The following is a 26,886-nucleotide window of genomic DNA, read 5'->3' as shown; positions in this document are numbered from 1 at the left end:
TAACAAACGGTGGCTGACAATTACAAATGAATTGCAGCCACGTTTGTTATATAGATTCTTTTGTAAAAAACGGTGCTTACATTCTATCCGGAACTTCAATACCGAGCAAAGCCATACCCAAACGAACCACTTTGGCTACATTGGCTGATAAGGCGACACGGAATACTTTCATTGCTTCATTCTCCTCGCGCAAAATACTAAAGTCATGATAGAATTGGTTATACTCCTTGACCAGTTCATACGTATAATTGGCAATGATCGACGGACTATAATCGTCTCCGGCTTGCTTCACTACGGCAGCAAAATCGGCTACCATTTGAATCAATCCTTCTTCTTTCTCACTCAGTTCAATACCGACAGATAGTTCGGCAGGGATAATAATCGCTTGTTCGGAGGCCTTACGCAATACCGACTGAATACGGGCATACGTATACTGAATAAACGGACCCGTATTTCCATTAAAGTCTATTGATTCTTTTGGGTTGAACGTCATGTTCTTGCGGGCATCAACCTTCAAGATAAAGTATTTCAATGCACCTAAACCAACGATACGGGCAATATTGGCAGCTTCATCGGGTGTCAGTCCATCGAGCTTACCGAGTTCTTCGGATGTTTCTTTGGCAGTAGCGATCATCTCTTCCATGAGGTCGTCAGCATCGACCACTGTTCCCTCACGAGACTTCATCTTACCTTCTGGCAGTTCGACCATACCATACGAGAAGTGCACCAAGCCCTTGCCCCACTCAAAGCCCAGCTTATCGAGTAGAATAGAAAGTACCTGAAAGTGATAGTTCTGTTCGTTGCCCACCACGTAAATCATCTTATCAATAGGGTAATCGGCGAAACGCAGTTTGGCCGTACCGATGTCTTGTGTCATGTATACTGATGTGCCGTCGGCACGCAGCAGCAGTTTATGATCGAGTCCCTCACCAGTCAAATCGGCCCATACCGAACCATCTTCCTTACGGTAGAAGAAGCCTTTTTCCAAGCCTTCCAATGCTTTCTCTTTTCCTTCGAGGTAAGTTTCCGATTCATAGTAGATTTTATCAAAGCTTACACCCATCTTACGGTAGGTTTCATCGAAGCCCGCATAAACCCAATTATTCATCATGCTCCACAGCTCGCGTACTTCGATATCTCCGGCTTCCCACTGTACCAACATCTCGCGCGCTTGATTCATGAGTGGTGAGGCTGCTTCGGCTTCTTCCTTCGTCATGCCTTTCTCCATCAGTTCGGCTAACTCGGCTTTGTAATGCTTATCGAACGATACGTAGTAGTCGCCCACCAAGTGATCGCCTTTCTTACCCGACGTTTCGGGCGTTTCGCCATTACCGTACAGTTTCCATGCCAGCATGGATTTGCAGATATGAATACCACGGTCATTTACAATATTGGTTTTTACCACTTGGTTACCATTGGCTTTGACAATATTGGCCAGTGCGTTACCCAATAGGTTATTGCGCACATGTCCCAAATGCAACGGTTTGTTGGTGTTAGGCGAAGAGTACTCGATCATCACCAATGGAGATGACGGGGTGGCAGCGACTATACCATACTGATCGTCGGCATGTACGGCATTGAGCAAGTCAATCCAGCTAGCCGAAGCAATGGTCAGATTCAGGAATCCTTTGATTACATTAAAAGCTGCAATAGCCGGTTCATTGGCTTGTAGGTATTCGCCGATTTCCTGTGCCGTTTGTTCGGGTCCTTTCTTTGACATACGAAGAAACGGGAACACAACGAGCGTAAGGTGGCCTTCAAATTCTTTTTTTGTTTTCTGCAGTTGCACTTGTTCGGTAGGAACTTCCTGTCCGTAAAGGGCTTTGAGTCCGCTTATGACGGACGTCACAAGTTTATTTTCTATATTCATATTCGGAGTTGTTTCTGCGCGCAAAGATATAAAAAAAGGAGACGCCACACGCCTCCCTTCTTAATTTCTTTCAACTATATCTACTACTTATTCAACGATACCGGCCAATTCGGCACCAGCCTTAAATTTAACAACTTTCTTCGCAGGAATAACAATCGCTGCTTTAGTAGAAGGGTTAATACCAGTTCTTTCGGCTCTCTCACTAATAGAAAAAGTTCCAAAACCCACTAATGAAACTTTATCACCGGTCTTCAATGCATTAGTAACATTTGAAACGAAAGCCTCAAGTGCTTTCTTAGAATCGGCCTTACTCAAGCCTGATTCAGCAGCCATAGCGCTAATAAGTTCTGCCTTATTCATAATTTTAAAAAAATGATTAATTAATTACAGGTTACACAAAAGATTGACGTAATGTCCTCACAAATATAGAGTAACAAAACAATATATCAAATAAAAATAGGAAAAAAACAACTCAATTTACTGAAAAAGAGCTAATCACATTGCTTTTTTCTGTTGTAGAACAGAAATTATTTGTATTTTTGCAAACATGTATGCGGTTTTGCATATATAAGAAAACAAATATAACGATGCCAACAGTTACTAAAAACCTGATAATTATCAACGTACTGCTTTTTGCAGGTACCATTGTCGCTCAAAGCTACGGTATTGATTTGGCTAATTATTTAGGACTTCACTTCTTCCTCGCCGAGAGTTTTAACCCGGCACAGTTGTTTACCTACATGTTCATGCATGCCGGATGGACACATATTTTCTTTAATATGTTTGCCGTTTGGATGTTCGGTCGTATTCTCGAGCAAGTATGGGGACCTCGCCGCTTTTTGTTTTACTACATTGTTTGTGGCATTGGTGCAGGTGTTATTCAGGAAGTGGTGCAATACATACATTACGAAACTGTGCTCACTGGCTACAGCGGCGTAGATACCGGTATGGGAGTTATCCCGATGGCCGAATACCTGAACCAGATGACTACCGTGGGAGCATCAGGTGCCGTATATGCCATTCTGCTGGCCTTCGGTATGCTATTTCCCAACCAACAGATGTTTATCTTCCCACTGCCTTTTCCAATCAAAGCCAAGTACTTTGTGATAGGCTATGCGTTGATTGAACTCTATTCGGGACTGGCCAACAATGCGGGCGACAACGTAGCTCACTTTGCCCACTTGGGAGGTATGATATTCGGTTTTATACTAATTATGTATTGGAGAAAGAAAGGGAATCACAATGGCACATATTATAGCTGACCTGAAAGATTCGTTCCGTAGAGGTAACATCTTTATTCAACTGATATATATCAACGTAGCGGTCTTCGTTGTCACTACACTGATGAGCATTCTGTTGCAACTCTTTAACCGAAGTGCAGCCGATGTATTCGACCTGCTGGCACTTCCCGCCTCGTTCGTTCGATTTATCGAACAGCCATGGTCGCTCTTCACTTATATGTTTATGCATGCCGGGCTCCTGCATATCCTTTTCAATATGCTTTGGCTATACTGGTTCGGACAGTTATTTCTCTCGTTCTTCTCGGGCAAGCACTTACGCGGGCTTTATGTACTGGGTGGACTGTTGGGAGGATTGCTTTACATGGTATCTTACAATGTATTTCCCTATTTCGAGCCATTGATAGCCAAATCAACCTTGGTGGGTGCTTCAGCTTCTGTGCTGGCCATTGTAGTGGCAACAGCGTACCGTGAGCCCAATTATCCGGTGCGTTTGTTCCTTTTCGGTACGGTTCGGCTCAAATACCTAGCACTGATTGTCGTATTGAGCGATTTATTATTCATCACTTCGGCCAATGCAGGCGGACATCTGGCTCATCTGGGTGGAGCCTTGGCAGGTTTATGGTTTGCCGCCAGCCTGAGCAAAGGGTTCGACATGACTGCTTGGATAAACAAAGCACTCGATGCCATCGGGGCGTTGTTCGAAAAGAAAACATGGCAACGCAAGCCCAAGATGAAAGTGCACTACGGCAGTGCCCGCCACGAGAAAGACTATGACTACAACGCTCGTAAGAAAGCTCAATCGGACAATGTAGACCGCATACTGGAAAAATTAAAGAAATCGGGCTACGAGAGTCTTACTACCGACGAGAAAAAGAGCTTGTTCGATGCAAGCAAAAAATAACGAATGAAACATATCAGCAAGGTTTTCACTTACTTACTGTTAGCCATCAACGCATTCTTTGTCGGAATCCTTTTATTGACAGCTTACAGCCCCTACATTCATCCGGTGGTACATCCCATCGAATCGTGCATGGGTCTAACCTTTCCTATCTTTTTGCTTATCAATCTGTGTTTCTTCATCTTCTGGCTGATCGTTCATTACAAATACTCAGCCTTGTCGCTACTCGGATTTCTGCTCTGCTACTCGCAGATACTAACCTACCTGCCGATGAACTTCCGAACCGCACCTACCGAGAATAGTTTGAAATTACTCTCTTACAACATTATGGCATTCAATCACCTGGAGAAGACGGGCGGTGCAAACCCCATCCTGAGCTACATTCAGAAGCTCGACGCCGATATTGTGTGCTTGCAGGAGTACGTCACTCCGCAAAACACTAAAGGACATCTTAACGAGAAAGAGATACGCAAGGGTCTGAAAGCCTACCGATACCGTAATGTGCAGCAAATAGGCGAAAAGGGTAGCAACCAACTGGCGTGCTATTCCAAATACCCCATTCTCTCCGCACGAGTCATTCCCTACGAAAGCCACTACAACGGATCGGTGGCGTATGAGATCAAGGTAGGCGACGACACGCTGACGGTAATCAATAACCATCTGGAGTCGAACAAGCTGACCAAAGAAGATAAAGTCGTATACGAGTCGATGATTAAAGACCCCGATGCCGACAAGGTAAAGTCGGGAGCCAGACTGTTGATCAACAAACTGGCCGAGGCTTCTGCCATCCGTTCCAAACAAGCCGATGCTATTGCCCGCGAGATAGCCACCTCACCCCATGCGTCGATTATCGTTTGTGGTGACTTCAACGACAGCCCCATCTCCTATACCCACCGGGTCATTGCGGAGCAACTCAAAGACGCCTTTACCGAGTCGGGGCGCGGACTGGGCATCTCATACAATCAGAACAAGTTCTATTTCCGCATCGATCATATATTGATAAGCAAGAATATGAGCTCGCATAACTGCACGGTAGACCGCTCTATCGATAGTTCGGATCACTACCCCATCTGGTGCCATATTGAGATTAACTAAACAATAACCCTATGTTAACACTGAAGAGAACCGTTATTATTTTAGCAGCAAGTTGTATGATGTACTCCTGTGCCACAAAGACCGAAAGCAACCCTTTCTTTACAGAGTTTCAAACCGAGTATGGTGTTCCGCCGTTCGATAAGATTAAACTGGAACACTATGAACCTGCCTTCCTGAAGGGGGTTGAGGAACAAAACCAACAGATCAAAGCCATTATTGAGAATGCCGATGCGCCTACGTTCGACAACACCATTGTCGCCCTTGACAATAGCTCGCCCATGCTGAGCCGTGTCTCTGCTGTTTTCTTTAATATGACCGATGCCGAAACCACCGATTCGCTTACAGCGCTCTCAATTAAACTCGCACCGATGCTCTCGGAGCACAGCGATAACATTTCGCTCAACCAAGAACTGTTCAAGAAGGTCGATGCCGTTTATCAACAAAAAGGCGCGCTAAACCTCACCACCGAGCAGCAACGCCTGCTCGACAAGACCTATAAAAGCTTTGTGCGCTCGGGCGCCAACCTCAATGCCGACAAGCAAGCCCGTCTGCGCGAAATCAACAAAGAGCTCTCCACACTGGGGCTAACGTTCAGCAACAACATCCTGAACGAGAACAATGACTTCAAACTCTTCATCGACCGCGAAGCCGATCTGGAGGGACTACCCGAGAGCGTGCGCCAAAGTGCTGCCGAAGAAGCCAAGGCAGCCGGACAGCCGAGCAAGTGGATGTTTACCCTGCACAACGCCAGCCGCCTGCCCTTCTTGCAATACTCAGCCAACCGTCCCTTACGTGAGAAGCTCTACAATGCCTACATCAACCGGGGCAACAACGACAATAAGAACAACAACAAGCAGATCATCACGCAAGTCGTAAGTCTCCGTCTGGAAAAGGCCAACCTGCTGGGATTTGACTGTTACTCAAACTTCGTACTTGACGAGACCATGGCCAAAAACTCCGATACGGTGATGAGCTTCCTCAACAACCTATGGGCCTACGCACTACCCAAAGCCAAAGCCGAAGCAGCCGAACTGCAAACGCTGATGGACAAGGAAGGCAAAGGCGAGAAGCTCGAAGCTTGGGACTGGTGGTACTACACCGAGAAGCTACGCAAAGAGAAATTCAACCTCGACGAGGAGCAAACCAAGCCATACTTTAAGCTCGAGAACGTACGCGAGGGTGCCTTTGCCGTAGCCAACAAGCTATACGGCATTACGCTGACCAAGCTAACCGATATTCCCACCTATCACCCCGATGTGGAGGTATTCGAAGTCAAAGATGCCGATGGTTCGCAACTGGGAATCTTCTACGTCGACTACTTCCCTCGCCCCGGCAAAAGCGGCGGTGCCTGGATGAGCAACTACCGCGAACAACAGGGCGACATTCGTCCGCTGGTGTGTAACGTGGGCAGCTTCACCAAGCCGGTAGGCGATACTCCTTCGTTGCTGACCATGGACGAGGTAGAAACCCTCTTCCACGAGTTCGGACACGGACTGCACGGACTACTGACGAAGTGCACCTACAAGGGTGTTTCGGGAACGAGCGTGGTGCGCGATTTCGTCGAACTACCCTCACAAATCAACGAACACTGGGCCACCGAACCCGAAGTATTGAAGATGTATGCCAAACATTACCAAACAGGCGAGGTGATCCCCGACAGCCTCATTACTAAGATACTCAACCAGAAAACCTTCAACCAAGGCTTTATGACCACCGAGTTGCTGGCAGCTGCCATCCTCGACATGAATCTGCACAACCTCAAAGAGGTGAAAGATCTCGACGTGGTAGCCTTCGAGAAAGAAGCGATGAACCGGTTGGGACTGATCTCCGCCATTGCTCCGCGCTATCGCACCACCTACTTCAACCACATCATCGGTGGCTATGCAGCAGGCTACTACAGCTACCTTTGGGCGAATGTACTCGATAACGATGCCTTCGAAGCCTTCCGCGAGAAAGGCATCTTCGATCAGGAAACCGCCAACCGATTCCGCCGTAACGTACTTGAGAAGGGCGATAGCGAAGAACCGATGACGTTGTACAAAAACTTCCGAGGAGCCGAACCACAATTGGAACCAATGCTGAAAAATCGGGGAATGAAGTAATATTTCGAAGCAAATGCTTGACTTCGTATCGAAATTGTACTATACCTTGTCAGTATAGTCCTATCCGACATTCAGATTAAACTGCCTTAAAAGGAGAAAGTTGTGCTTTCTCCTTTTTTGTGTCATCCATCACCACAACACCTCAGAAAGCCTATAAAAAACGTAAGAAGTCTTTTCACCCTTCGAAAGAGCCTTGCATTTCCTCGGAAGGTATAGTAGATCCAATCAGGGTACCTATTGCATTTACATCAAATGTAATAAACACTCCAATCGAATTACTTTTTCACACCTGAACTCTTCTTTCATATTAATAATCCATAAAACTACTTCTGACAAGAATCGGTAAATGCCGCTTATTTGTAAGAAATCATCGGTAAATGCTTCGGTTAGCCGAAAGTTTTTCTCTTAAAATCTCCCTAACGTTCAAATATTTGCCTCTCGATAGCTTCTGAATGTGAAAAAAAAACTATATTTGCAGCCTTGTATGCGACAGAATTAAATTTAAAAAGTAATCATATAAATCAAAAGTAAAATGCAAAACAAAGGATTTGTTAAAGTTTTTGCGGTATTACTCACGCTGGTCTGCGTGTTCTACCTATCCTTTTCCTTCGTTACTCGCCATTACACCAGTAAGGCAAAAGAGTATGCGAAAGGCGATGTGAAAGTAGAACAAGACTATCTTGACTCGCTCGCCAATGAGAAGGTCTGGTTGGGTAACTACACGCTGAAACAGGCTCGTGAGATGGAAATTAGTTTAGGTCTGGACCTTAAGGGTGGTATGAACGTTATCCTTGAAGTTTCTATCCCCGAAGTCGTAAAAGCACTGGCAGACAACAAACAAGACGAGGCTTTCAACAAAGCAATCTCTACTGCTGCCAAACAAGCAACAAAAAGCCAAGACGATTTCGTAACACTGTTTGTGAAAGAATATCACAAAACAGCTCCCGGAGCTAAACTGTCTGAGTTATTTGCCACACAACAACTGAAGGACAAAGTAACACAAAAGTCGACCGATGCCGAAGTTGAGAAAGTACTCAGAGAAGAGATCAAAGTAGCCGTTGCCAACTCATACAACGTACTGCGTACACGTATCGACCGCTTCGGTGTGGTTCAACCCAACATCCAGAGCTTGGAAGACAAGATGGGACGTATCATGGTGGAACTTCCGGGTATCAAAGAACCTGAACGTGTAAGAAAGTTGCTTCAAGGTTCGGCCAATCTTGAATTTTGGGAAACATACAACGCCAAAGACATCATTCCTTTCATGCAAACTGCCGATGCACGATTGCGTGCCAGCTTGACAAGCGAATCGTCGGTGAAGGATTCTGCTTCGACTATCTCGGGCGATACCATTCCGGCTACCGCACTGACTCCTGCTAAGACCATCAGCGCTGCCGACAGCCTGGCTGCCGCACTCAAGGGTGACAAGAAAGCAGAGAATACAGCTGTCAACATGGAGCAAATCAAGAAAGAACACCCTCTATTGGCTATTCTTCAGCTGAGCCCCAACGCACAAGGCCCTATCGTAGGCTATGCTAACTACAAGGATACAGCCGAGATCAATAGATACCTTACTTCGGCAGAAGCATTGGCAGAGTTCCCTAAAGACCTCCGTTTGAAATGGGGTGTTTATGGTTCTGACCTTGACCCGAAGGGACAAACATTCGAACTATACGCAATCAAATCTACCGAACGCAACGGCAAAGCACCACTTGAGGGTGATGTGGTAACCAATGCCAAGGATGAATTCGACCAATACGGCAAGCCCTCTGTAAGCATGTCAATGAACTCGGACGGTGCACGCCGCTGGGCAATGTTGACGAAGCAAAACATTGGTAAATCAGTAGCTATCGTACTGGATAACTACGTATATTCGGCTCCGACGGTTAATACAGAGATTACAGGTGGTAACTCACAAATCACCGGGCACTTCACTCCCGAACAGGCGAAGGACTTAGCCAACGTATTGAAGTCGGGTAAAATGCCTGCACCTGCACAGATTGTTCAGGAAGACATCATCGGCCCATCACTGGGACAAGCCTCTATCAATGCCGGTATCTTCTCGTTCATCGTAGCCTTGATCGTACTGATGACCTTCATGTGTACCATGTACGGTTTTATCCCCGGTATGATTGCTAATGGTGCTATGTTCCTGAACTTCTTCTTCACGCTGGGTATCCTTTCGTCGTTCCAGGCCGCATTAACTATGTCGGGTATTGCCGGTATGGTGTTGTCACTGGGTATGGCAGTAGATGCCAACGTACTTATCTACGAACGTACGAAGGAAGAGCTTCGCAGCGGAAAGGGTATTAAGAAAGCATTGTCGGATGGTTATTCAAATGCATTCTCTGCTATCTTCGACTCGAACTTAACTTCAATCATTACCGGTATCATCCTGTTCTACTTCGGTACAGGCCCTATCCGTGGTTTTGCTACGACATTGATTATCGGTATCCTCTGCTCGTTCTTTACCGCTGTGTTCATGACCCGTTTGGTTTACGAATATTTCATGGGCAAAGACAAGTTGCTGCACCTGACGTTTACCTCGAAAATTTCGAGAAAACTATTGGTAAACACCAACTTCGACTTCATGGGCGGCAACAAGAAATGGCTTGCCATCACAGGTGCCATCCTATTGATCTGCGTGGGTTCATTCTTCATCCGTGGTTTGAGCCAAAGTATCGACTTTACCGGTGGACGTAACTTCAAGGTACAATTTGAGCAACCGGTAGAACCCGAACAAGTGCGCGAACTGATTGCGAAGAAGTTCGGCGATTCGAACGTAAGTGTTATCGCTATCGGAACCGATAAGAAGACGGTTCGTATCAGCACCAACTACCGCATTGCCGAAGATGGTAGCAACGTTGACTCGGAGATTGAAGCATACTTATACGAAACACTGAAACCTCTGTTGACACAGAATATCTCACTGGAGCTGTTTATCGACCGTGATAACCATACCGGTGGTAGTATCGTCAGCTCACAAAAAGTGGGTCCGAGCATTGCCGATGATATCAAGACCTCAGCTATTTGGTCGGTAGTACTGGCATTGATCGCTATCGGTGTTTACATCTTGATCCGCTTCCGCAACATTGCTTATAGTGTGGGTTCAGTGGCAGCTTTGGCTAGCGACACAATTATGATTATTGGTGCCTACTCACTGTTGTGGGGTATCGTTCCATTCTCATTGGAAATCGACCAAACGTTCATCGGTGCTATCCTAACAGCTATTGGTTATTCTATCAATGACAAGGTGGTAATCTTTGACCGTGTACGTGAGTTCTTCGGTCTGTATCCTAAGCGCAACAAGTATCAGTTATTCAATGACTCTCTGAATACAACATTGGCTCGTACTATCAATACCTCTATGAGTACATTCATCGTGTTGCTGTGTATCTTCATCCTCGGTGGTGACTCTATCCGCAGCTTCGCATTCGCAATGATTCTGGGCGTGGTAATCGGTACACTTTCTTCATTGTTCGTCGCTTCTCCTATTGCTTATATTTTGATGAGCAAAAATAAAGGAACCAAAGGCACAACAGAAGAATAAGTCCTATATATAAAGGTATTAAAAAAGCCTCCTTTGCACCATGGTGCAAAGGAGGCTTTTTTTCAGTAGTCCCGACGAGAATCGAACTCGTATCTAAAGTTTAGGAAACTTCTATTCTATCCGTTGAACTACAGGACCCTGTTTTCGTTTGCAAAGATAATGCATTCTGTCGATTTGACAAGGCCGAATACATAGATTTATAACAAGAGAGGGCAAAATGGAAGAAGCAAACCGAAGGTATTACAACTAGAGTCAACAAACAAAACCTAAAAGCACAGTTATGAAAGACATTCACCCAAAAATAAATACATATATCTGTAAATACACAACACAAACAAGCAATTAGTCAGATTACAGATGAGATCGCGGTGACAATATGTTAAGAAATAAAACAAAATCGAGAGTTAGTCAAGGCGCTAGGCTTACTTTAATTACCCAAACTAATCATTAACACAATTCTTTTGATAGTGGCCCATAGATTCATCGAAAAAGATTTTGCTAAGTCGCATAACTTTACGACCTTTGCCTATCACTTGCATCATCTTTTTTACATTTGACTGTTCCTCCTCTAAAAGGTAAAAGAGACGCAAGAATATAAAGGTTGACACTAAATTTTAATTGAGTTATATAATTATGGCAGACGAAATGATGGTTAAAGAATTGGAGCAAGTGGCAGTCCGCTTCTCCGGCGACTCCGGCGATGGCATGCAGCTTGCCGGCAACATCTTCTCTAACGTGTCGGCAACGGTAGGTAATGATATCTGTACATTTCCCGACTATCCGGCAGATATCCGTGCCCCGCAAGGATCGTTAACAGGAGTCTCTGGCTTTCAAGTACACATTGGTGCAAACAAGATTTTCACTCCCGGCGATCATTGCGATGTTTTAGTGGCAATGAACCCCTCGGCACTTAAAACACAAGTGAAGTATTGCAAACCCAATGCACTTATTATAACAGACCTGGATTCTTTCGATACGAAAGACCTGGAGAAAGCGAAATTCACCACAAACAATCCATTCGAAGAATTAGGCATCAAGAACCAAGTGATCGAAGTGCCTATCTCCTCTATGTGCAAGGAGAGCCTCAAAGATTCGGGGCTTGACAACAAAGCTGCCCTACGCTGCAAGAACATGTTTGCACTCGGACTGGTTTGCTGGTTATTCAACCGTAACCTAAGTGCAGCCGAAACGATGCTCCGAGCTAAATTTGCCAGAAAGCCGGATATAGCCGAAGCCAACATCAAGGTGTTGAACGACGGATACAATTACGGAGCCAATACACACGCATCAACCTCTACTTATAAGATAGAAAGCAAAACGCCTAAAGCAAAAGGATTATATACCGACATCAACGGTAATAAAGCAACCGCTTACGGACTGATTGCCGCCGCAGAAAAAGCTGGGCTGGAACTTTATCTGGGTTCGTATCCCATTACTCCTGCTACCGACATTCTGCACGAACTGGCCAAGCACAAATCACTCGGTGTTAAAACCGTTCAGTGCGAAGACGAAATAGCCGGATGCGCCTCAGCAGTGGGTGCAGCTTTTGCCGGCGACTTGGCTGTAACGACAACCTCCGGCCCCGGTGTTTGTCTAAAAAGCGAAGCGATGAATCTTGCCGTTATTGCCGAACTTCCTTTGGTCGTTGTCAACGTACAGCGCGGTGGCCCTTCGACCGGTCTACCTACCAAATCGGAACAGACAGACTTACTTCAAGCCTTGTACGGTCGCAACGGAGAAAGCCCGATGCCGGTCATTGCAGCAACTTCGCCCACCAACTGTTTTGATGCTGCCTACATGGCTGCCAAGATAGCCTTAGAGCACATGACTCCGGTAGTGCTACTAACCGATGCTTTTATTGCTAACGGCTCTGCTGCATGGAAACTACCCGATTTAAAGGAATATCCTGCCATCAAACCTCCCTATGTAACACCCGATATGGCAGAAACATGGACACCGTTCCAACGCAACGAGGAAACCGGTGTGCGCTACTGGGCAGTACCAGGAACCGAAGGGTTCATGCACCGTATCGGTGGTTTGGAGAAGAGCAATGAAACAGGTGTAATCTCTACCGACCCCGACAATCATCAAAAAATGACTTTACTGCGCCAAGCCAAAATAGATAAAATAGCTAACAGCATCCCCAATGTAGAAGTTCAAGGAGATGTTGACGATGCCGACTTGCTAATAGTTGGCTGGGGTGGTACCTACGGACATCTTTATCTCGCCATGGACTATATGCGTCAACATGGAAAGAAGGTAGCATTGGCACATTTCCAATACATCAATCCACTACCCAAAAACGCGGCAGAGGTATTGACGAAATACAAGAAAGTAGTTGTTGCCGAACAAAACCTCGGACAATTTGCCGGATACCTACGCATGCAAGTGCCCGGAGTAGCCCTGAGCCAGTTCAACCAGGTAAAAGGCCAACCTTTCGTAACCAGAGAATTAGTAGATGCATTCACTAAATTATTGGAGGAATAAGAAGATGAGCGAAACAGTATATACAGCTAAAGATTATAAATCGGGACAACCCCGCTGGTGTCCGGGATGTGGTGATCATGCTTTCTTGAACTCACTGCACAGAGCCATGGCCGAGATAGGTGTGGCTCCACATAACATTGCCGTTATTTCGGGTATTGGGTGTTCTTCTCGTCTGCCCTACTATGTGAATACGTATGGTTTTCATACCATTCATGGCCGTGCGGCTGCTGTAGCTACCGGTGCCAAGGTAGCCAACCCGGAATTAACTATTTGGCAGATATCCGGTGATGGTGACGGACTAGCCATTGGAGGTAACCACTTCATTCATGCGCTACGTCGCAACATCGACATTAACATGATTCTGTTAAACAACCGCATCTATGGTCTGACAAAAGGTCAATACTCTCCTACTTCGGAACGAGGCATTGTCACCAAATCATCCCCATACGGCACAGTCGAAGATCCCTTCCACCCAGCCGAATTGGCCTTTGGTGCGCGCGGTCATTTCTTTGCCCGTTGCATAGCCGTAGACAGTGCGCCTTCTATCGAAGTGCTGCAAGCGGCTGCCAAGCACAAAGGCGCCTCGGTGGTAGAGGTACTTCAAAACTGTATCATCTTTAACGACGGTACTTACGAGTCGGTAGCCACCAAAGAAGGTCGTAGCAAAAATGCCATCTACCTGGAACAAGGCAAACCGATGGTATTCGGACAAAACCGTGAATTCGGGTTAATGCAACAAGGCTTCGGTCTGAAAGTAGTAAAGCTGGGCGAAAACGGTATCACCGAAAAGGATCTTCTGATTCACGATGCACATTGCGAAGACAACACCCTGCAACTAAAGTTAGCCTTAATGGAAGGCCCTGATTTCCCAATTGCTTTAGGAGTCATACGCGATGTAAAAGCACCTACTTACGACGAGGCTATTGCCGAACAAATCAAAGAAGTACAGGCTAAGAAGAAATATCATAACTTCGCCGAGTTGTTATTGACCAATGAAACCTGGGAAGTAAAATAGCCCGATAGGCCGATAAGAAAAATGCCGGTCTTACCATAAGCTCAGTTCATTACAAACTTGAGTTTATGGTAAGACCGGCATCTTCGTTATATAAAGAATTTACTCCTTATCGCCGTAAGCCAAGTCGCCGGCATCACCCAATCCCGGAACAATGTACGAATGAGAATCGATCTCAGGATCGATAGCTGCGCACCAAATGGTTGTTTTAGCCTCCGGAAAGACACTGGCAATGTGATCTACCGCCTGACGGCTGGCAATGATAGCCGCTACATGAATTTCGGCCGGTTCTCCTTTGGTTAGCATCGCTTGATAGCTAAGTTCCATACTTCCCCCGGTAGCCAACATCGGGTCGGTAATTATCAACGTTTTTCCATCAATACGGGGAGAGGCGATATACTCTATATGTATATCGAATTTCAATGTATCTTTATATTTGCGGTAGGCAGAAACAAAGGCATTTTCGGCTCTGTCAAAATAGCTAAGAAACCCTTGATGAAAAGGAAGTCCGGCGCGAAGTATGGTACTAATTACCAACTGATTGTCTGGGGTACTAACCGGAGCTATCCCCAGCGGTGTCTGAATATTCTTCACGGAATAGGCAAAAGACTTACTCATCTCATAAGCCATCACTTCACCGATCCGTTCGATGTTGCGGCGAAAGCGCAAACGATCCTTGTGAACTTCCACATTTCTGATTTCAGATACGTACTGATTCAGTATGGAGTTCGTCTCACTAAAATTAATTATTTTCATTTTTAATACTGTATTGGCACTGAGGCCCATTTATTCAGAATACAAAGTAAGTGATAATCTTCCAATTTGCAACATTCAGTTAGCAGATATTGTTATGGTTTAATAAAAGAGAACCAATTAGGGAAATATTTCTCTAATACCGTGTACGTTTCCAAAGAAAGTGTTATTTTTGTAGTCGATTTACAAGGGGCTGTTCAAAGCCTTTTCCGATACACACAAATTAGATATCATAAATAACATACCCAATTTTAAATTAATTCAAAAGTAAAATGGCAAATTTAGATTTAAGCAAGTACGGTATCGTAGGCGATTTTGAAATCGTACACAATCCTTCGTATGAACAATTGTTCCAAGACGAAACCAACCCTGCAAACGAGGGTTTCGAAAAAGGTATTTTAACAAACACAGGTGCAGTTGCAGTTGATACAGGCAAGTTCACCGGTCGTTCTCCTAAAGATAGATATATTGTAAAAGATGCTACCTCAGAAGATACGATCTGGTGGGATGGTACAATCAACAAGCCGGTTTCTACCGAAATCTGGAATGATTTGAAAGCATTGTCACTGAAACAACTTTCTTCTTCTAAGAAATTGTATGTAGTCGACACTTACTGTGGTGCTAACGAAGACACTCGTTTGAAAGTACGTTTCGTTATGGAAGTAGCATGGCAGGCACACTTCGTGACTAACATGTTTATGCGTCCTTCTAACTACGATTTGAACAACTATGGCGAACCTGATTTCGTTGTATTGAACTCTTCTAAGACCGTAAACCCTAACTGGAAAGAACAAGGTTTGAACTCAGAAGTATTCGTTTGCTTCAACTTGACAGAAAGAATGCAAATCATCGGTGGTACTTGGTACGGTGGTGAGATGAAGAAAGGTATGTTCGCTATGCAGAACTACTACCTTCCTTTGAGAGGTATGGCTTCTATGCACTGCTCTGCCAACGTAGGCGAAAAGGGTGATGTAGCTGTATTCTTCGGCTTGTCAGGAACGGGTAAGACTACCCTTTCGGCTGACCCAAAACGTTTCTTGATCGGTGACGATGAGCACGGTTGGGATAACAATGGCGTATTTAACTACGAAGGTGGTTGCTATGCAAAAGTTATCAACTTGAGCGAAGAAAACGAACCGGACATCTGGAGAGCTATTCGTCGTGATGCATTGTTGGAGAACGTAACAGTACGCGAAGACGGAAGCATTGACTTCGCTGATGGTTCTAAGACTGAGAACACTCGTGTATCTTATCCTATCTATTTCATCAACAAGATTGTTCTTCCTTCAAAAGCTGGTCACGCTAAGAAGATCATTTACCTGTCGGCTGATGCATTCGGTGTATTGCCTCCGGTATCTATCCTTGACGAAAAGCAAGCTCAATATCACTTCCTTTGCGGTTTCACTTCGAAATTGGCAGGTACAGAGCGTGGTATCACTGAGCCCGTTCCATCATTCTCTCCTGCATTCGGCGAAGCGTTCTTGACGCTGCACCCAACAATGTATGCTAAGACATTGGTACAAAAGATGCACGAGCACGGAGCAAAAGCTTATTTGGTAAACACAGGCTGGAATGGTACAGGCAAACGTATCTCTATCAAAGACACTCGTGCTATCATCGATGCTATCATCGACGGTTCTATCGAGAACGCAGAGAAGGTACAAATTCCTATCATGAACCTGACTGCTCCTAAATCATTGAACAATGTATCAGAAGGTATCCTTGACCCACGTGACACTTATGCTGACGTGAAAGAATGGGAAACTAAAGCTACTAAGCTTGCTGGTATGTACATCAAGAACTTCGAGCAATATTGCGATAACGATGCAGCTAAAGCATTGATCGCAGCTGGTCCTCAACTCTAATCTGATTGTATTAGATCATAAAAAGGGCGGTTCCTAATTTAGGAACCGCCCTTTCTGTTTTCTATAATGGCTAAAAGTCGGCTTGCTTTAACAAGCACTAACGACTATTAGTTCTTGCCGGCACGCTTGCGCTCATTCTCATCAAGAATCACTTTACGCATACGCATAGCCTTAGGAGTAACCTCTACATACTCGTCTTCTTTGATATACTCCAATGCCTCCTCGAGCGAGAATTGTACGGGCGGAATCAAACGAGCCTTGTCGTCTGTACCCGAAGCACGTGTATTCGTCAGCTTCTTCGATTTTGTAACGTTTACCACCAAATCCTTTTCGTGTGAGTGCTCACCTACTACCTGACCGGCATATACTTCGTCTTGCGGGAAGATGAAGAACTTACCACGGTCTTGCAATTTGTCGATGGCATAAGCAAAAGCAGTACCTGCTTCCATCGCAACGATAGAACCGTTTGTACGTCTTTCGATCTCACCTTTGTGGGGTTGATATTCTTTAAAGCGGTGCGCCATGATAGCTTCACCTGCCGAAGCGGTCAATACATTGGTACGAAGTCCGATGATACCGCGTGAAGGCATGTCAAACTCAAGGTTGATACGCTCGCCTGTATTTTCCATCATCACCATTTCACCCTTACGACGGGTTACCATATCAATGATTCTGCTTGAATATTCTTCGGGCACGTTGATGGTAAGCTCTTCGATAGGCTCACACTTCTTGCCGTCAATCTCTTTGTAAATAACCTGTGGCTGACCTACTTGCAACTCGTATCCTTCGCGACGCATGGTTTCGATAAGTACCGATAAGTGGAGTACACCACGGCCCGATACGACCCATTTACCATCCTCTTCACTCTTTCTAACACGCAGTGCCAAGTTCTTGTCCAACTCCTTCATCAATCGGTCATGGATGTGACGAGTGGTTACAAACTTACCGTCTTTACCGTAGAATGGAGAATCATTGATGGCAAACAACATGCTCATCGTTGGTTCATCAATCGCAATGGTTGGCAATGCTTCCGGATTCTCATAATCGCAGATCGTATCGCCAATATCAAAGCCTTCGATACCTACCAGCGCACAGATATCGCCCGAAGACACTTCAGTCGTTTTAGCACGACCCAAACCTTCGAATACATGTACCTCTTTAATCTTTGATTTCACAAAGCTGCCATCTCTCTTGGCCAAAGACACGTTCATGCCTTCTTTCAATGTACCGCGGTGAATACGTCCCACAGCAATACGTCCGGTATACGAAGAGTAGTCAAGCGAAGTAATCAACATCTGAGGCGTACCGTCCAGCTGTACGGGTGCGGGAATATTTTCAATAATACAGTCAAGCAACGGAGTGATCGAATCGGTTGGCTGTTGCCAATCGGTGCTCATCCAGCCGTTCTTTGCCGAACCATAAATTGTAGGGAAGTCAAGTTGCTCTTCGGTGGCATCCAGACTGAACATAAGATCGAATACCATTTCGTGCACTTCTTCGGGGCGACAGTTAGGTTTATCTACCTTATTAATAACAACAATAGGTTTCAAACCAATTTGTATTGCTTTCTGCAACACGAAGCGTGTTTGGGGCATCGGTCCTTCGAAAGCATCCACCAACAGAATACATCCATCGGCCATATTGAGCACACGCTCTACCTCACCTCCGAAGTCACTATGGCCCGGAGTATCAATAATGTTAATCTTCGTTCCGTTGTAGTTGATAGAAACGTTTTTAGAGAGAATGGTAATTCCTCGTTCGCGTTCCAGGTCATTGTTATCCAGAATCAATTCACCACTTGATTGATTATCGCGGAACAAATTTCCCGCTAAAAGCATCTTATCGACAAGAGTCGTCTTCCCATGGTCAACATGGGCAATAATTGCAATGTTTCTAATATTTTGCATATAATACCTATATATTTGCTGCAAAGGTACGAAAATAGGATTAGAATAAACGCTATCTTCCAAATAATTTCCTTTAATTCATTGCGGATTATCAATATAATAGCTATCTTTGCACGCTCAAAGAAATACTTATATATTAAAAATTCTAAGAATTATGTATTTAGACGCTGCTGAAAAGCAAGAAATCTTCGGTAAGTACGGAAAGTCTAACACTGATACTGGCTCATCAGAGGCCCAGATAGCTTTGTTTTCATACCGTATTACCCACCTGACTGAGCACATGAAGCTCAACAGAAAAGATTATAGTACTGAAAGAGCCTTGACCATGTTAGTAGCAAAGCGTCGTCGCTTGCTTAACTACTTGAAAGATCGCGATATCAACAGATACCGTGCTATCATTAAGACTCTGGGTCTGCGTAAGTAATTCGTTACTTTCGGACAGAAAAAAGAAGAAAGGTTTCCTTATGATTAAGGAAGCCTTTCTTTTTTTGCACATATTGTTGCTACGAACTAAAGATTTGATTATTTTTGCAGTTGATCTATTTTAAATCATAACCATTTAGACAATAAAACCTATCAATATGGATACAAGCAAGATTGTTGGAGAGAAAATCAAAGCCCTCCGCGAAAATAAGTCAATCACTATCGAAGAGTTAGCTCAACGCTCCGGTCTGGCACTGGAACAAGTGGAACGTATCGAAAACAACATCGATCTGCCATCACTCGCTCCACTCATCAAGATAGCACGTGTATTGGGTGTCCGCTTAGGTACTTTCCTCGATGACCAAGAAGAGAGTGGCCCGGTTGTTTGTCGGCAGAAAGAGGCAAAAGACACCATTAGCTTCTCCAATAATGCAATCCATTCGCGTAAGCATATGGAGTATCACTCCCTGTCAAAGTCTAAATCAGACCGACATATGGAACCCTTCATTATCGACGTAGCTCCCACCGAGGATAGCGACTTTATCCTTTCTTCTCACGAGGGCGAAGAGTTCATCATGGTTATGGAAGGAGTCATGGAAATCAGCTACGGCAAAAGCACGTACCTGCTCGAAGAGGGCGACAGCATCTATTATGACTCAATCGTACCCCACCATGTACATGCATACGAAGGACAAGCTGCAAAGATACTGGCCGTTATCTACACACCAATCTAACTTAGCTTGATTCATACTTATGCAATTATACGACAAAACACTCGGTCAGTGGTTAGAGCACTGGGCCGTAACAACTCCCGATAAAGAATACATAGTATACTCCGACCGTAACCTTCGTTTTACCTGGAAGCAATTTAACGAACGGGTTGACGATATGGCCAAAGGGCTCGTTACCATCGGAGTAGAGAGAGGTACGCATGTAGGTATCTGGGCAGCCAATGTTCCCGATTGGCTTACCTTATTATATGCATGTGCTAAGATCGGTGCAGTATATGTAACCGTCAACACAAACTACAAACAGGCAGAGTTGGAATATCTTTGTGAGAACTCAGACATGCATACGCTCTGCATCGTTAATGGCGAAAAGGACAGTGACTTTGTACAGATGACCTATACCATGCTGCCCGAACTTAAAACTTGCGAACGGGGACACTTGAAGAGCGAGCGATTTCCGCACATGAAAAATGTCATCTACGTAGGGCAGGAGAAGCATCGCGGCATGTACAATACATCCGAGATACTACTGTTGGGCAATAACGTTGCGGACGATCACCTGAATAAATTGAAGAGTCAGGTCGATTGTCACGATGTGGTGAATATGCAATACACCTCGGGCACTACAGGTTTCCCAAAGGGAGTGATGCTGACACATCACAACATCACCAACAATGGGTTCTTGACGGGCGAACACATGAAGTTCACCGCAGCCGATAAACTCTGTTGCTGCGTTCCGCTATTCCACTGTTTCGGCGTGGTGCTAGCCACCATGAACTGCCTTACGCATGGTTGCACACAGGTAATTGTCGAACGCTTCGACCCATTGGTGGTACTGGCTTCGATCCACAAAGAGCGTTGTACTGCTCTCTATGGAGTACCGACCATGTTCATCGCCGAACTCAACCACCCTATGTTCGAGCTCTTCGATATGTCGAGCCTACGCACAGGCATTATGGCCGGCTCGTTATGTCCTGTAGAGTTGATGAAGCAGGTCGAAGAGAAGATGTTCATGAAAGTAACCAGTGTTTACGGGCTTACCGAAGCCTCTCCGGGCATGACAGCCACTCGACTGGAAGATTCGTTTGACGCCCGCTGCAATACCGTAGGATACGACTTTGAATTTACCGAAGTAAAGGTGATTGATCCTGAAACCGGGCTCGAATGCCCCGTCGGCGTACAGGGTGAGATGTGTAACCGTGGCTATAACACCATGAAGGGCTACTATAAGAACCCGCAGGCAACAGCCGAGGTAATTGATCAAAACCAATTCCTCCATTCGGGCGATCTCGGTATCAAAGACGAAGACGGCAACTATCGCATTACGGGACGTATCAAAGACATGATTATCCGAGGAGGAGAGAACATCTATCCACGCGAAATAGAAGAGTTTTTATATAAGCTCGAAGGCGTAAAAGACGTACAAGTAGCAGGTATCCCCTCGCAGAAATACGGCGAAGCTGTAGGTGCCTTTATCATCTTGCGCGAAGGAGCAGAAATGCACGAATCGGACGTACGCGATTTCTGCAAAGATAAGATATCCCGGTATAAGATACCGAAATATGTGTTTTTCATTGACGAATTCCCCATGACGGGAAGCGGAAAGATACAAAAGTTCAAACTAAAAGAGCTCGGATTAAAACTCTGTAAAGAGCAAGGAATCGAGATTATCTAAAAGAAAAGCCGAATGGTGACTAATGAATAGATCGATATTCAATAGTCACCATTCTTATATTTGCTGAGGCAATGTAAAATAGAAGGTAGTTCCATGTCCCAGCTTCGAACGAATCCAGATGCGACCACCCATCTTCTCAACCAACAAACGGCAAATAGTCAAACCCAATCCGGTACCCTGCACAAAGTCATTCACTTTACCGAAACGCCGAAAGATAGTAGAGGCTTTCTCGGGCGAAACACCTATACCGGTATCCTGCACGTAAAATTGAATCACATTATTCTTACTCTCAAAGCCAAAGCGTACGGTACCCTGAGGAGTAAACTTACAAGCATTGCTCAATAAATTATCCAATACCTGAGAAATTCGGTGCTTGTCGCCATAAACCATTAACTCACGATCAACTGCATCGAGAATCAGGCTAACTTCTTTTCGAAGAGTACAACGATGCTCCCAAAGCAACATTTCGCACACACTTATCAACGAAACCGGCTCAACAGCCAATTGGAGTACGCCGGCCTCCAACGCCGAAAGATCAAGAATATCGTTGAATAAATTGAGCAGAATATCCGAGTTCTTCTCTACAATCTCTACATATTGTTTCTTCACGGCCTCCTCTTTTGCATCAATTGCCAAACGAGAAAAGCCGACGATGGAATTCAAAGGAGTACGAATTTCATGGCTCATATTGGCTAAGAACGCCGACTTTAGCCGATCAGATTCTTCCGCCTTCAAACGAGCACTTATCAACTCCTGCTCTACCTTTCTTTGATTGGTGACATCGTGACAAATACAAAATAAATACTTTTCATCGAGAGGAAATATCTGATTCTCATAGTGTCGAAGTTCTCCGCGAAACATCATTGAATGCCCGGCAACCGATTTGCGTCCGGTAGTAATCACTTTATCCATATTCTGACGCAGGCTTCGATAAGCCGATTCGGGCAACAAATCTTCCACATTGGCATTGATTAGATTTTGAACCGTTGTGCCCTCTACATGGTTCGTCTCGGCCGATGAGATTAATTCTACAATTGTTCCATCATGACTTATAATAGTCAGCATATCGGACATTGCACCAAATATATGAGGACCATACTTATCACAAAAATTCTGATTTTTATACAGCGTAAGTTCCGAAGAGACCTCTTCCAGCTTTCTTTCGAGTGTGGCTACCAATTTTACTAGCTCTTCCTTTGTTTTTTGCTCGCAACTCTCCATTCGTAATTGTCTCTTTATTTTGTTGTATAATCTACATATATTGTTGCAAATATAAAATATTTTTTTGACCTATAGGGCTAATTGGACAAGTTATTATTGGATAAAAATGGAGCCAATAGTTTTGATGCTATTGGCTCCATTTTTATCACAATTTGATACGACAAGCTAGTTATATCTACTACTTTACGGGATATACCAAATTAGCGTCTGTCATCTGCTCCAATACTTCATGCAGATACTTGGCCGACTCCCACTTTGCCATGGGCAGATCATGCAACAAGTAGTTTCCACAATCCATCGGAGATGTTCCGGCTACTTCCCCTTCAAATTCGGCTACAAAGCGGAAGGTTTCCTGCATCAGCTCTACGATGTCTTTCGAGCTTAAGTCGCCTTTCATCAACAAATAATTACCCGTGAGGCAACCCATAGGCCCCCAGTATACGATTTGGTCGGCCCATACCGGATGATTGCGCAGATACGTAGCAGCCAGGTGTTCAATGGTATGCAGCGCACCTTGTCCCAAAGCAGGTTCGCGGTTGGGCTCTTTCATGCGAATATCAAACGTAGTAACGGTTTCGCCTCCTACATTGTCTTTACGCGATACATAAATGCCGCGCAATAAATGAATATGATCAATGGTAAAACTTGGAATTGTCTTCATATAAATGATTGTGTATAATGAATATTATTTTTATAACGAGGAGAGAAAAGCCCGCGTTACCTCGAACGAACGCTCAGCCATCGTGCCCCAGAAATCTTGATACTGTTGGCTATGCTCTTTCACTCCCGGTGTATCGCTGATGATACGGAAACTCAAAAAAGGCATTCCTTGCAGATAGCATACCTGCGCAATGGCTCCCGACTCCATATCGACAGCCAAGCCGTTGGGGAATTGTGCCTTGATTCGATCAAGCTCTTCGCGTGCCGTGATAAACTGATCGCCTGTACAAATCAGCCCTTCGTGAATCGTTACCGGAGTTTGCAACTTCAGAGCAGAAGCAAGCATCTGTTCATCGCCTTGAAACGAAGTAGGCAAGCCCTGCACCTGCCCGTAGGCATTGCCTTCGCCACACCACACATCGTGGTATACGACCTGACGCCCCACTACAACATCCATCACACTCAGGGAGGTATCAATGCCACCCGCCACACCGGTGCTCACCACACAGTCGGGGCGACAGCAACGAATCAGCTCCATAGCTCCAACAGCAGCATTCACCTTTCCAATACCCGACTGTACGAGTATCAGCGTATGATCGCCCATCCGGCCTTCTACCCAGCGGAAGCTCCCTTCCTGTTTATCTTCTTTACGGTCCAACAGCCCGATCAACTGTTCTTGTTCGGCGCTCATGGCGCTTATCACTCCAATTCTCATGTCTCTTTTCTTTTGTAAAAGCAAAAGTACAATTTTTCGCTGATAAACACTATCTTTGCCCCACTAATTATAATAGAGATAGTTATGAATTTCATCAAAAGGCTTCTTCCGGACCTGCTTGCCATTCTGGCATTTGTAATCCTTTCTTTCGCCTATTTTTTCCCGGCCGATATCGAAGGTCGTATCCTTTTTCAACACGACACTGCTGCCGGAGCCGGAGCCGGACAAGAATCGGTGGCCTATCAAGAGCGTACCGGCGAGCGCACACGATGGACGAATGCCCTTTTTGGGGGTATGCCTACCTATCAGATGTCGCCTAGCTACGATTCGACCAAACCCTTACAGGTTGTACAAGATGCTTATCATTTATACCTGCCCAGCTACGTTAGTCTGGCATTTATGATGATGCTCGGTTTTTACATATTGCTGCGCGCCTTCGGACTACCCGCCTGGCTATCGGCATTGGGTGGCGTTATCTGGGCCTTTTCGTCCTATTTCTTCATCCTGATCGCGGCAGGCCATATCTGGAAATTCATCACACTGGCCTACATCCCCCCTACAATAGCCGGTATCGTATTGGTGTACAAAAGGAAATACCTGCTCGGAGCCATACTCACCGCGCTGTTCCTCGCCATGCAGATACAGTCGAACCACGTACAGATGTCGTATTACTTCCTATTCGTTATTCTTTTCATTGCCGGAGCCTTCTTTGAAGATGCCTGGTGCAAGAAAGAGCTGCCTGCCTTCTTTAAGGCCAGCGGCATTCTGGTGATTGCCGGACTGGTAGGCGTAGCCGTTAACATCTCGAATTTATACCATACCTACGAGTATAGCAAAGAAACCATGCGCGGCAAGAGCGAGCTGAAGTTTGATGGAGCTGCGGCCGAACAAACAAGCAGCGGTCTGAATCGCGACTACATCACGCAGTGGAGTTATGGTATTGGCGAAACCTTCAGCCTATTGGTTCCGAACGTAAAAGGAGGTGCTTCGATTCCGCTATCGCAAAGCGAAAAGGCGATGGAAAAAGCCAACCCGATGTACGGCAGCCTCTATTCGCAGCTCACCCAATACTTCGGAGACCAACCGATGACTTCGGGTCCTGTATACGTAGGTGCATTCGTATTGATGCTCTTCCTATTAGGCTGTTTCATACTCAAAGGCCCGATGAAGTGGGCTTTGGTAGGTGCCACCATCTTCTCCATCGTACTTGCCTGGGGTAAGAACTTCATGGGGCTTACCGACTTCTTCATCGACTACGTTCCGATGTATAATAAGTTCCGTGCCGTATCCTCGATACTGGTGATAGCCGAATTCACGATTCCTCTGCTGGCGATGCTTACGCTCAAAGAGATTCTTTCGCACCCCGAACTGCTCAAAGAGAAACTAAAATACATCTACATCAGCTTCGGGCTAACCGGTGGACTGGCCTTTCTCTTCGCCGTTGCGCCCCGCCTCTTCTTCTCGGCTTTCGTTCCGGCACAGGAGATGGCAGCCTTGCAAAACGGATTGCCGGCCGATCAGCTGCCTGCCATCGTGGCAAACCTCGAAGAGATGCGTGTACACCTCTTCACATCCGACGCTTGGCGCAGCTTCTTTATCGTAGCCATAGGTACGCTTATCTTGTTGGCTTACAACGCCCGGAAGATCAACATCTCGTGGACAGTGGGTGCTATCGCCGTGCTCTGTCTGGTCGATATGTGGAGCGTCAACAAGCGTTATCTGAACGACGAGCAGTTCGTGCCTAAAACGGCACAAACCGACAGCTTCCGCAAAACAGCTACCGACGAGCAGATACTTCAAGACAAATCACTCGATTATCGCGTGCTCAACTTCGCCAGCAACACCTTCAACGAAAACAATACATCGTATTGGCACAAGAGCATTGGCGGCTACCACGCAGCCAAGTTGCAACGCTATCAAGAGATGATTAACCACCACATATCGCCCGAGATGCAGGCCGCATATAAAGAGATAGCCACAGCCGGCGGACAGATGGATAGTGTGGATGCCTCCAAATTCCGTGTGCTGAATATGCTGAATGCGAAATACTTCATTTTCCCAGCCGGACAACAAGGACAGACAGTGCCTATCCTCAACCCCTATGCCTATGGCAACGCTTGGTTTGTCGACAAAGTAACGTATGTGGCCAACGCCAATGAAGAGATTGATGCCGTAGGCCGTACCGACCTGCAAACAACCGCCATTGTCGACAGCCGCTTCAAGGAACAACTCCAAGGGGTTACCCAAGGCTTCAAAGACTCGCTCTCTACCATCCGCTTAACGAGCTATGAGCCCAACGAACTGGTCTACGAAGTATCGACACCACAAGCGGGTGTTGTCGTCTTTTCGGAGATATACTACCCGGGCTGGCAAGCAACAATTGACGGGCAACCCGCCGAGATAGCCCGTGCCGACTACATACTACGTGCTATGCAAGTGCCGGCAGGTAAGCACACCATCGTGATGCGCTTTGACCCCAAGAGCCTGCATGTGACCGAAAGCATTGCTTACGGAGCATTGGCACTGATTCTGATTGCTATTATAGCCTTGCTGTTTATCTACCGTAAAAGGTTGACTACAAAAGAGAGGGAAGATCAGAAATAGCAGTAACTATTCTTACTCTGCTAAACTAGTATAGTTTACCATCAATACATGGGGATGTTGTTCGTTGCAACATCCCCATG

At 45.5% G+C, this 26,886-nt stretch carries 19 protein-coding genes and 1 tRNA gene; 12 read left to right on the top strand and 8 right to left on the bottom strand.

Annotation, left to right across the window (positions count from 1 at the left end):
- Positions 1 to 76: 76 nt before the first annotated feature.
- Together argS and TY03_RS01180 are read right to left on the bottom strand one after the other, a co-directional pair.
- On the bottom strand, positions 77 to 1,870 hold the full coding sequence (argS, locus tag TY03_RS01185; protein ID WP_042366600.1) for an arginine--tRNA ligase: 1,794 nt from the start codon (positions 1,868 to 1,870) through the stop codon (positions 77 to 79).
- Between the two features lie 87 nt (positions 1,871 to 1,957).
- Positions 1,958 to 2,230, bottom strand: coding sequence for an HU family DNA-binding protein (locus TY03_RS01180; RefSeq protein ID WP_042366598.1), 273 nt, complete (start codon positions 2,228 to 2,230; stop codon positions 1,958 to 1,960).
- A gap of 227 nt (positions 2,231 to 2,457) precedes the next feature.
- On the opposite strand from TY03_RS01180, the gene TY03_RS01175 reads away from it, so the two are divergent.
- The 5 genes from TY03_RS01175 (at position 2,458) to secDF (ending at position 10,756) form a co-directional block, all read left to right on the top strand.
- A complete protein-coding gene (locus TY03_RS01175) occupies positions 2,458 to 3,132 on the top strand; it encodes a rhomboid family intramembrane serine protease (RefSeq protein WP_042366596.1) in 675 nt (224 codons plus the stop codon).
- Entirely contained in the window at positions 3,113 to 4,012 is a 900-nt protein-coding gene (locus TY03_RS01170; RefSeq protein ID WP_042366594.1) for a rhomboid family intramembrane serine protease, read from the top strand. The genes TY03_RS01175 and TY03_RS01170 overlap by 20 nt, the downstream gene beginning before the upstream one ends.
- A gap of 3 nt (positions 4,013 to 4,015) precedes the next feature.
- The gene (locus tag TY03_RS01165; protein WP_042366593.1) at positions 4,016 to 5,104 is read left to right on the top strand and encodes an endonuclease/exonuclease/phosphatase family protein; all 1,089 of its coding nucleotides are present in this window, start codon (positions 4,016 to 4,018) and stop codon (positions 5,102 to 5,104) included.
- 11 nt (positions 5,105 to 5,115) lie between these two features.
- A complete protein-coding gene (locus TY03_RS01160) occupies positions 5,116 to 7,206 on the top strand; it encodes a M3 family metallopeptidase (protein WP_042366592.1) in 2,091 nt (696 codons plus the stop codon).
- A 532-nt stretch (positions 7,207 to 7,738) separates the two neighbouring features.
- Positions 7,739 to 10,756 (top strand): protein translocase subunit SecDF, encoded by a 3,018-nt coding sequence (secDF, locus tag TY03_RS01155; RefSeq protein WP_042366590.1) that lies wholly within the window; start codon positions 7,739 to 7,741, stop codon positions 10,754 to 10,756.
- 66 nt (positions 10,757 to 10,822) lie between these two features.
- On the opposite strand, the gene TY03_RS01150 is transcribed toward secDF, so the two are convergent.
- Positions 10,823 to 10,894: transfer RNA gene (locus TY03_RS01150), tRNA-Arg, on the bottom strand.
- 495 nt (positions 10,895 to 11,389) lie between these two features.
- Here TY03_RS01150 and TY03_RS01145 point away from each other — a divergent pair.
- Positions 11,390 to 13,243 carry a 2-oxoacid:acceptor oxidoreductase subunit alpha gene (locus TY03_RS01145; protein ID WP_042366588.1) on the top strand — a complete coding sequence of 618 codons (1,854 nt, stop codon included), beginning with the start codon at positions 11,390 to 11,392 and terminating at the stop codon, positions 13,241 to 13,243.
- Positions 13,244 to 13,247: 4 nt separating this feature from the next.
- A complete protein-coding gene (locus TY03_RS01140; RefSeq protein ID WP_042366586.1) occupies positions 13,248 to 14,258 on the top strand; it encodes a 2-oxoacid:ferredoxin oxidoreductase subunit beta in 1,011 nt (336 codons plus the stop codon).
- A 99-nt stretch (positions 14,259 to 14,357) separates the two neighbouring features.
- Here TY03_RS01140 and upp read toward each other — a convergent pair whose 3' ends face one another.
- Entirely contained in the window at positions 14,358 to 15,011 is a 654-nt protein-coding gene (gene upp / locus TY03_RS01135; RefSeq protein ID WP_042367252.1) for a uracil phosphoribosyltransferase, read from the bottom strand.
- Positions 15,012 to 15,280: 269 nt separating this feature from the next.
- On the opposite strand from upp, the gene pckA reads away from it, so the two are divergent.
- Complete coding sequence (gene pckA, locus TY03_RS01130; RefSeq protein ID WP_042366576.1) at positions 15,281 to 16,873, top strand: phosphoenolpyruvate carboxykinase (ATP); 1,593 nt, start codon at positions 15,281 to 15,283, stop codon at positions 16,871 to 16,873.
- A gap of 107 nt (positions 16,874 to 16,980) precedes the next feature.
- On the opposite strand, the gene typA is transcribed toward pckA, so the two are convergent.
- Positions 16,981 to 18,780, bottom strand: a complete 1,800-nt coding sequence (gene typA, locus TY03_RS01125) for a translational GTPase TypA (RefSeq protein ID WP_042366574.1) — start codon at positions 18,778 to 18,780, stop codon at positions 16,981 to 16,983.
- A 154-nt stretch (positions 18,781 to 18,934) separates the two neighbouring features.
- Between typA and rpsO the strand changes: the two genes are divergently transcribed.
- From rpsO to TY03_RS01110, 3 genes are all read left to right on the top strand, one after another.
- On the top strand, positions 18,935 to 19,204 hold the full coding sequence (rpsO, locus tag TY03_RS01120) for a 30S ribosomal protein S15 (protein ID WP_042366572.1): 270 nt from the start codon (positions 18,935 to 18,937) through the stop codon (positions 19,202 to 19,204).
- Between the two features lie 157 nt (positions 19,205 to 19,361).
- The gene (locus TY03_RS01115; RefSeq protein WP_042366569.1) at positions 19,362 to 19,937 is read left to right on the top strand and encodes a helix-turn-helix domain-containing protein; all 576 of its coding nucleotides are present in this window, start codon (positions 19,362 to 19,364) and stop codon (positions 19,935 to 19,937) included.
- Positions 19,938 to 19,956: 19 nt separating this feature from the next.
- Positions 19,957 to 21,606 carry an AMP-binding protein gene (locus tag TY03_RS01110; protein WP_042366567.1) on the top strand — a complete coding sequence of 550 codons (1,650 nt, stop codon included), beginning with the start codon at positions 19,957 to 19,959 and terminating at the stop codon, positions 21,604 to 21,606.
- Positions 21,607 to 21,660: 54 nt separating this feature from the next.
- Here TY03_RS01110 and TY03_RS01105 read toward each other — a convergent pair whose 3' ends face one another.
- From TY03_RS01105 to TY03_RS01095, 3 genes are all read right to left on the bottom strand, one after another.
- Entirely contained in the window at positions 21,661 to 22,827 is a 1,167-nt protein-coding gene (locus TY03_RS01105; protein WP_042366563.1) for a sensor histidine kinase, read from the bottom strand.
- 178 nt (positions 22,828 to 23,005) lie between these two features.
- Positions 23,006 to 23,488: an S-ribosylhomocysteine lyase gene (locus tag TY03_RS01100; RefSeq protein ID WP_042366562.1), complete on the bottom strand. Its 483-nt coding sequence runs from the start codon at positions 23,486 to 23,488 to the stop codon at positions 23,006 to 23,008.
- A gap of 30 nt (positions 23,489 to 23,518) precedes the next feature.
- On the bottom strand, positions 23,519 to 24,202 hold the full coding sequence (locus TY03_RS01095; protein WP_042366559.1) for a 5'-methylthioadenosine/adenosylhomocysteine nucleosidase: 684 nt from the start codon (positions 24,200 to 24,202) through the stop codon (positions 23,519 to 23,521).
- A gap of 93 nt (positions 24,203 to 24,295) precedes the next feature.
- On the opposite strand from TY03_RS01095, the gene TY03_RS01090 reads away from it, so the two are divergent.
- Positions 24,296 to 26,806: a YfhO family protein gene (locus tag TY03_RS01090; RefSeq protein ID WP_042367250.1), complete on the top strand. Its 2,511-nt coding sequence runs from the start codon at positions 24,296 to 24,298 to the stop codon at positions 26,804 to 26,806.
- Positions 26,807 to 26,886: the final 80 nt, after the last annotated feature.

This window comes from Bacteroides neonati (assembly GCF_000499785.1).
In the GTDB taxonomy this organism is placed as follows: Bacteria; Bacteroidota; Bacteroidia; order Bacteroidales; family Bacteroidaceae; genus Bacteroides; species Bacteroides neonati.
This window is presented reverse-complemented; position numbering and strand designations above follow the sequence as displayed.

Bases quoted from the DNA above. Each gene is read 5' to 3' on its own strand.
- argS (WP_042366600.1), bottom strand. From the start codon at position 1,870: ATGAATATAGAAAATAAACTTGTGACGTCCGTCATAAGCGGACTCAAA.
- TY03_RS01180 (WP_042366598.1), bottom strand. From the start codon at position 2,230: ATGAATAAGGCAGAACTTATTAGCGCTATGGCTGCTGAATCAGGCTTG.
- TY03_RS01175 (WP_042366596.1), top strand. From the start codon at position 2,458: ATGCCAACAGTTACTAAAAACCTGATAATTATCAACGTACTGCTTTTT.
- TY03_RS01170 (WP_042366594.1), top strand. From the start codon at position 3,113: ATGGCACATATTATAGCTGACCTGAAAGATTCGTTCCGTAGAGGTAAC.
- TY03_RS01165 (WP_042366593.1), top strand. From the start codon at position 4,016: ATGAAACATATCAGCAAGGTTTTCACTTACTTACTGTTAGCCATCAAC.
- TY03_RS01160 (WP_042366592.1), top strand. From the start codon at position 5,116: ATGTTAACACTGAAGAGAACCGTTATTATTTTAGCAGCAAGTTGTATG.
- secDF (WP_042366590.1), top strand. From the start codon at position 7,739: ATGCAAAACAAAGGATTTGTTAAAGTTTTTGCGGTATTACTCACGCTG.
- TY03_RS01145 (WP_042366588.1), top strand. From the start codon at position 11,390: ATGGCAGACGAAATGATGGTTAAAGAATTGGAGCAAGTGGCAGTCCGC.
- TY03_RS01140 (WP_042366586.1), top strand. From the start codon at position 13,248: ATGAGCGAAACAGTATATACAGCTAAAGATTATAAATCGGGACAACCC.
- upp (WP_042367252.1), bottom strand. From the start codon at position 15,011: ATGAAAATAATTAATTTTAGTGAGACGAACTCCATACTGAATCAGTAC.
- pckA (WP_042366576.1), top strand. From the start codon at position 15,281: ATGGCAAATTTAGATTTAAGCAAGTACGGTATCGTAGGCGATTTTGAA.
- typA (WP_042366574.1), bottom strand. From the start codon at position 18,780: ATGCAAAATATTAGAAACATTGCAATTATTGCCCATGTTGACCATGGG.
- rpsO (WP_042366572.1), top strand. From the start codon at position 18,935: ATGTATTTAGACGCTGCTGAAAAGCAAGAAATCTTCGGTAAGTACGGA.
- TY03_RS01115 (WP_042366569.1), top strand. From the start codon at position 19,362: ATGGATACAAGCAAGATTGTTGGAGAGAAAATCAAAGCCCTCCGCGAA.
- TY03_RS01110 (WP_042366567.1), top strand. From the start codon at position 19,957: ATGCAATTATACGACAAAACACTCGGTCAGTGGTTAGAGCACTGGGCC.
- TY03_RS01105 (WP_042366563.1), bottom strand. From the start codon at position 22,827: ATGGAGAGTTGCGAGCAAAAAACAAAGGAAGAGCTAGTAAAATTGGTA.
- TY03_RS01100 (WP_042366562.1), bottom strand. From the start codon at position 23,488: ATGAAGACAATTCCAAGTTTTACCATTGATCATATTCATTTATTGCGC.
- TY03_RS01095 (WP_042366559.1), bottom strand. From the start codon at position 24,202: ATGAGAATTGGAGTGATAAGCGCCATGAGCGCCGAACAAGAACAGTTG.